Origin of the sequence: Emticicia sp. (assembly GCF_049241225.1) — a bacterium.
Taxonomy (GTDB): domain Bacteria; phylum Bacteroidota; class Bacteroidia; order Cytophagales; family Spirosomataceae; genus Emticicia.
Map to the genome: position 1 here is coordinate 10805 of NZ_JBMLRC010000365.1, position 7096 is coordinate 17900.

The 7096-nt window shown below is 41.6% G+C and carries 4 protein-coding genes; all 4 read left to right on the plus strand.

Going from position 1 to position 7096, the window contains the following annotated elements; translation table 11 throughout:
• The coding region (rpoB, locus tag ACOVO2_RS19265) for a DNA-directed RNA polymerase subunit beta (RefSeq protein WP_421771540.1) at window positions 1–2009 on the plus strand (2009 nt) is incomplete at its 5' end.
• Window positions 2010–2092: 83 nt separating this feature from the next.
• The gene (locus ACOVO2_RS19270) at window positions 2093–2350 is read left to right on the plus strand and encodes a hypothetical protein (protein ID WP_421771541.1); all 258 of its coding nucleotides are present in this window, start codon (window positions 2093–2095) and stop codon (window positions 2348–2350) included.
• Window positions 2350–2664 (plus strand): type II toxin-antitoxin system RelE/ParE family toxin, encoded by a 315-nt coding sequence (locus ACOVO2_RS19275; protein WP_421771542.1) that lies wholly within the window; start codon window positions 2350–2352, stop codon window positions 2662–2664. Before ACOVO2_RS19270 ends, ACOVO2_RS19275 begins: the two co-directional genes overlap by 1 nt.
• Before the next feature lie 84 nt (window positions 2665–2748).
• A complete protein-coding gene (gene rpoC / locus ACOVO2_RS19280; protein WP_421771543.1) occupies window positions 2749–7065 on the plus strand; it encodes a DNA-directed RNA polymerase subunit beta' in 4317 nt (1438 codons plus the stop codon).
• Window positions 7066–7096 lie beyond the last annotated feature (31 nt).

Here is a 7096-nt window from a genome sequence, read left to right on the forward strand (position 1 = left end):
CAAATCAGATTGTATCAGTGGCCGCTTCAATGATTCCATTCATTGAGCATGATGACGCCAACCGTGCCTTGATGGGCTCGAACATGCAACGTCAAGCAGTGCCATTGTTGCGTCCAGAAGCTCCAATCGTAGGTACAGGCCTCGAAGGCCGTTTGGCTCGTGACTCACGTACTTTAGTGGTTGCCGAAGAAGATGGTGTTATCGAATACGTTGATGCAAATGTTATCAAGGTTCGTTATAACTGGACTCATGAGCAATCATTGGTGAGCTTCGATTCTAACGTAACTTCTTATGAACTTATCAAACATCGCCGCACGAACCAAGATACTTGTATCAACATTCGTCCGATTGTATTAAAAGGTCAGGAAGTGAAAAAAGGTCAAATCCTTGTAGAAGGATATGCTACTCAAGGCGGAGAGCTTGCTCTCGGACGTAACCTCTTGGTTGCCTTCATGCCTTGGCAAGGATATAACTTTGAGGATGCGATTGTAATCTCTGAGAGAGTTGTTCGTGAAGATATTTTCACATCAATTCACATCGAAGAATACGAACTCGAAGTACGTGATACAAAACGTGGAGAAGAAGAATTAACGGCTGAGATTCCAAACGTTTCGGAAGAAACAGTAAAGAACCTCGACGAAAACGGTATCGTTCGCACTGGTACACGTGTACGTGAAGGTGATATTCTAATTGGTAAGATTACTCCAAAAGGAGAATCAGACCCAACTCCAGAAGAAAAACTCCTCCGTGCTATCTTCGGCGATAAAGCAGGTGACGTGAAAGATGCTTCGAAAAAAGCACCACCATCAATGGACGGTGTAATTATCGACACCAAACTTTTCTCTCGCCCAAGCAAAGAAGAGCGTTCGAAACACAAAGACGAATTAAAAGCATTGATGAAAAAACACGGACGCCAATTAATCGAACTCCGTGCATTGATGATTGATAAAATGGTTGAATTGCTTGATGGCAAAACAACTGTAGGTGTGAAACATAAATTTGGAGACGAACTTATCTCTAAAGGCATGAAATTCAACCGCTCAAACATTACCAATAACTTATTCCCAGATAAAAACAATTATGTTGACGAAAGCCAATATAATGTTCCTGAAGAAGTAAACTTATTAGGAGATGTAATCTTGGATGGTTGGACAGAAGACCCTGCTTTCAACAAACTAATCGTAACACTTTGTAAGAACTACTTGGCTCGTCGTAGCGAAGTAATCGGTCGATTCAAACGTGAGCGTTTTGTGTTGGAAGTTGGTGACGAATTACCAGCAGGTATCGTGAAATTGGCTAAAGTTTACATCGCTAAGAAACGTAAGTTGAAAGTGGGTGATAAAATGGCCGGTCGTCACGGAAACAAAGGGGTTGTGGCTCGTATCGTTCGTGATGAAGACATGCCATTTACGGCAGAAGGTCAGCCAATGGACATCGTGTTGAACCCACTTGGTGTACCTTCTCGTATGAACATCGGTCAGCTATACGAAGTTGTATTAGGTCTTGCGGGTAGAAAATTAGGACGTAAATATGCTACGCCAATCTTTGATGGTGCTACTGAAGAAGAAGTATCAGCCGAATTGGCAGAAGCAGGTTTACCACCTTACGGACGTTCGCAACTATACAACGGTTTGACTGGTGAGCCATTCGACCAAAAAGTAACCGTAGGTATCATGTATATGATGAAACTCGGTCACTTAGTTGATGATAAAATGCACGCCCGTTCAATCGGACCATACTCACTCATTACGCAACAACCATTGGGTGGTAAAGCACAATTTGGTGGTCAGCGTTTCGGAGAGATGGAGGTTTGGGCATTGGAAGCATTCGGTGCATCGCATATCTTACAAGAAATCTTGACTGTAAAATCTGATGATGTATTGGGTCGTGCCAAAGCATACGAAGCAATCGTAAAAGGAGAGAATTTGCCAAAACCAAATATCCCAGAATCATTCAACGTATTGGTTCACGAATTACGAGGCTTAGCATTAGAGATTACTTTGCAATAAAATCATTGGTTTTATTGGGGAAAAGGTTGAAAAACTTGACCTTTTCCTTAATTTCGTAATGATAACATTAATTTTTCTCGAAAATGGCAAATTCACTTTCTCCAACAATGCAAACATCTAAAATAGAAGTTTTAGAATGGCTTGCCAACGAACAAGATGAAAGTTTTGTTCAAGAAATTGTCTCGTTCATCAAAAAACATACTTATGAACGAAAAGCGGAAAAAGATTTTTTGAAACCAATGACCGAACAGGAATTGACAGAAAAGATAATAAAGGCTCGAAATAGCACTATTTCTTTCACTAATTCAGAAGCAAGGGAAAGGGTAAAAAATAGAATGTGATGAGAGTTGACTGGAAAGAATCTGCTGTAAATGATGTAGAGGAAGTTTATGAGAAATTAAAAATCAATCGAGGCAAACTCTCTGCAGATAAAGAAATTGATAAAATCTTTGACAAAACTACTCTCTTGGAAAATTTCCCAAAAATGGGAGCAGTACAAGAAAATCATAATGCAGGAGGAGAAACCGTAAGATATTTAGTTCAAGGTAATTACAAAATTCTATATCAAATCAATACCAGTAAAGGGCTTGTCGAAATCTTAGCAGTTTTTGATACTCGCCGAGACCCAAGTAAAATGTTATCAAAAGAAGAATAAAACTTTTGAATTTTTAGTGCAAAAACTTTCAAAGCGAAAGACAAAAAATTAACAGTTTTCTGACACATTTTAAAAGCATATAAAATGTCTTTAAAGAAAAATAAAAAACTCAATAGTGACTTCCAGAGCATCACTATCAGTTTGGCTTCACCAGAGTCAATCTTAGAAAGCTCTTTTGGCGAGGTTACTCAACCTGAGACAATCAACTATCGTACTTACAAACCCGAAATGGGCGGTTTGTTTTGCGAGCGTATCTTCGGTCCGGTAAAAGACTGGGAATGTCACTGTGGTAAATACAAACGTATTCGCTACAAAGGTATCATCTGCGACCGTTGTGGTGTAGAAGTTACCGAAAAGAAAGTACGTCGTGAACGTATGGGACACATCGAACTCGTTGTGCCTGTGGCTCACATTTGGTACTTCCGTAGTTTACCAAACAAAATTGGTTACTTAGTAGGTATGTCGTCGAAGAAACTCGACCAAATTATTTACTATGAAAGATACGTCGTTATCCAACCGGGTATCAAAGGTGAAGATGGAGTTTCTAAAAACGACTTCTTGACTGAAGAAGAATATTTGGACATCATGGACAAATTGCCACGTGATAACCAAATGCTCGACGATAAAGATCCTAATAAATTTATCGCCAAAATGGGTGCTGAAGCTTTAGAAATGATGCTTTCTCGCCTTGACTTAGACCAATTATCATACGACCTTCGTCACGCTGCGGCTACCGATACTTCACAACAACGTAAGGCTGATGCCTTGAAGCGTTTGAAAATCGTAGAAGCTTTACGTGATGCAAACACTCGTATCGAAAATAAACCTGAGTGGATGGTTATCCGTATGGTGCCAGTTATTCCACCAGAATTGCGTCCGCTCGTGCCATTGGATGGTGGTCGTTTCGCAACTTCTGACTTGAATGACCTCTACCGTCGTGTGATTATTCGTAACAACCGTTTGAAACGTTTGTTAGAAATCAAAGCTCCAGAAGTAATCTTACGTAACGAAAAACGTATGTTACAAGAGGCTGTTGACTCATTGTTCGACAACTCTCGTAAAGTAAACGCTGTTCGTTCGGAAGGTAACCGTGCCTTGAAATCACTTTCTGATATGTTGAAAGGAAAGCAAGGACGTTTCCGCCAAAACTTACTTGGAAAGCGTGTTGACTACTCTGGTCGTTCGGTAATCGTTGTAGGTCCAGAATTGAAACTACACGAGTGCGGTTTACCAAAAGATATGGCAGCCGAGCTTTTCAAACCGTTCATTATCAGAAAGTTAATTGAGCGTGGAATCGTTAAGACGGTAAAATCTGCTAAGAAAATCGTTGACAGAAAAGATGCAGTAGTTTGGGATATTTTGGAAAACGTATTGAAAGGACACCCTGTTCTTTTGAACCGTGCCCCTACGCTCCACAGACTTGGTATCCAAGCTTTCCAACCTAAATTGGTGGAAGGAAAAGCAATCCAATTGCACCCACTCGTTTGTACAGCCTTCAACGCTGACTTTGACGGTGACCAGATGGCCGTTCACGTGCCGCTTGGTCAGGAAGCAATCATGGAAGCTTCAATCTTGATGTTGGCTGCTCATAATATCTTGAACCCTGCCAACGGAGCTCCAATCACTGTACCTTCTCAGGACATGGTATTGGGTCTTTACTTCGTAACGAAAGGACGTAAATCAACACCAACTCACAAAGAGCCAGGTGAAGGTCTTACTTTCTACTCGCCAGAAGAAGTAATCATTGCGATGAACGAAGGTGCGGTTTCAAAACACGCTCACATCAAGTGTCGTGTGAAGGTAAAAGACGAAAACGGCAACTTAGTTTGGAAAATCGTTGATACCGTTGCTGGACGTATCTTGTTTAACCAGTGTGTACCTGAAGAAGTAGGTTACCTCGACGAATTATTGACTAAGAAAAAGCTACAACAGCTTATCGGTCGTGTATTCAAAGAAGCTGGTTATGCTCGTACAGCACAATTCTTAGATGACATCAAGCAATTGGGTTATCAAACAGCCTTCCGTGGAGGTTTGTCAATCGGTTTGGACAACATCATTGTTCCGCCAGAAAAAGCAAAACTCGTTGAAGATGCGAAAAAAGAAGTAGAAGAAGTACAAAACAACTATATGTTCGGTATCATTACTGAGCGTGAGCGTTATAACCAAATCATTGATATTTGGGGACGTGTAAATAGTTCGATGCGTGTGATTCTATTGAAACAATTGGAAGAAGACCAAGCAGGTTTCAACCCAATTTATATGATGATGCACTCTGGAGCTCGTGGTTCGCAAGAACAAGTGCGTCAGTTGGGTGGTATGAGAGGTTTGATGGCGAAACCACAAAAGAATATTCAAGGCTCGGTTGGAGAAATCATCGAAAACCCAATCTTGTCTAACTTCAAAGAAGGTCTCGACGTACTCGAATACTTTATCTCAACTCACGGTGCTCGTAAAGGTTTGGCCGATACAGCCCTAAAAACTGCCGATGCTGGTTACTTAACTCGTCGTTTGCACGATGTTGCTCAAGACGTAGTAGTAAACGAAATCGACTGTGGAACTTTACGTGGTATTCAGGTTTCAGCTTTGAAAGACAACGAAGACATCGTTGAGCCACTTTCTGAGCGTATCTTGGGCCGTACATCGGTTTATGATGTAATTGACCCATTGACGAAGAAACTTATCGTAAAAGCTGGCGAAGAAATCACCGAAGAAATTGCGGCAGAAATCGACGAAACAGCTATCGAAACAGTAGAAATTCGCTCGGTATTGACTTGCGAAACACAAACGGGTGTTTGTGCGAAATGTTATGGACGTAACTTGGCTACTGGCCGTATGTCGGAAGGTGGTGAAGCAGTTGGTGTAATTGCCTCACAATCAATCGGTGAGCCAGGTACTCAGCTTACACTCCGTACGTTCCACACAGGGGGTACTGCCCAAAACGTTGCTTCAGAAGCAAACATCAAAGCGAAATTTGCTGGAACAATCCAACTCGAAGAAATGCGTACCGTACAGTCAACTGACCGTGAAGGTAACGAAATTACAACAGTGTTGGGTCGTCGTGGTGAGATTCGTATTATCGAAACAGGTACAAACAACGTACTTATCGTAAATAACGTACCTTATGGTGCAACATTGGAAGTAAAAGACGGACAACAAGTTGCCAAAGGTGATACACTTTGCCATTGGGACCAATTTAACGCCGTTATCCTTGCTGATATTGATGGAGTTGTAGAATACGATGCAATCGAAGAGAACGTAACTTATAAAGAAGAAGCCGATGAGCAAACTGGTTTCCGTGATAAAGTTATCATCGAATCGAAAGACCGTACGAAAAACCCTTCAATCATCGTAAGAACAAGCAATGGTGAAGAAGAAAAAGCTTACAACTTGCCAGTATTGGCTCGTTTGACTGTGGAAGATGGCAAAATCATCAAAGCTGGACAAATCTTAGCTAAGATTCCTCGTGCCATCAACATGAACCGAGATATTACGGGTGGTTTGCCTCGTATCACTGAGTTATTTGAGGCTCGTAACCCATCAAATCCTGCGGTTGTATCGGAGATTGACGGTATCGTACAATACGGTGCTATCAAACGTGGTAACCGTGAGATTTTTGTTGAGGCGAAAGATGGTATCAAGATGAAATACATGGTGCCTTTGTCGAAACTATTCTTAGTACAAGACGGAGACTTCGTATTGGCAGGTGACCCACTTTCTGATGGAGCTATCACGCCAGCCGATATTCTTCGTATCAAAGGGCCAACCGCCGTACAAGAATACTTAGTAAACGAAGTACAAGCCGTATATCGCCAACAAGGGGTAAAAATCTCTGATAAGCACATCGAAACGATTGTTCGCCAAATGATGCAAAAAGTTGAGGTGATTGACTCTGGTGATACGCTCTTCTTGGACAACCAAATGGTTGATAAGTGGGTAGTACGTGCAGGAAACGATAAGATTCTTGATAAGAAAGTTGTAATGGACGCAGGTGCATCTGATAAGTTCAAACCAGGACAAATCATCACTGCTCGTGAAATGCGTGACGAAAATAGCCGCTTGAAACGTGCTGACTTAGCACAACTCGTGGTTCGTGATGCAATGCCAGCGGTTGCTCGTCCGACATTACAAGGTATCACTACGGCATCGTTAGGTACGGAATCATTCATGTCAGCGGCATCGTTCCAAGAGACTACTAAAGTATTATCAGAAGCTGCCGTAAGAGGTAAGCGTGATACACTCGAAGGCTTGAAAGAGAACGTTATCGTTGGTCACTTGATTCCAGCCGGAACTGGTAACCGTAAATACCAAAACATTATCGTTGGTAGCAAAGCAGAACTCGAAGCCGCAGCCGAAAAGAAAAGACAACAAGAGGCAGCGAAACAACGCAGAGAATATGTTTAATTAATGAAAAATTGAGAATTAAGAATGTAGA

Bases quoted from the DNA above. Each gene is read 5' to 3' on its own strand.
- ACOVO2_RS19270 (WP_421771541.1), top strand. From the start codon at position 2,093: ATGGCAAATTCACTTTCTCCAACAATGCAAACATCTAAAATAGAAGTT.
- rpoC (WP_421771543.1), top strand. From the start codon at position 2,749: ATGTCTTTAAAGAAAAATAAAAAACTCAATAGTGACTTCCAGAGCATC.
- ACOVO2_RS19275 (WP_421771542.1), top strand. From the start codon at position 2,350: ATGAGAGTTGACTGGAAAGAATCTGCTGTAAATGATGTAGAGGAAGTT.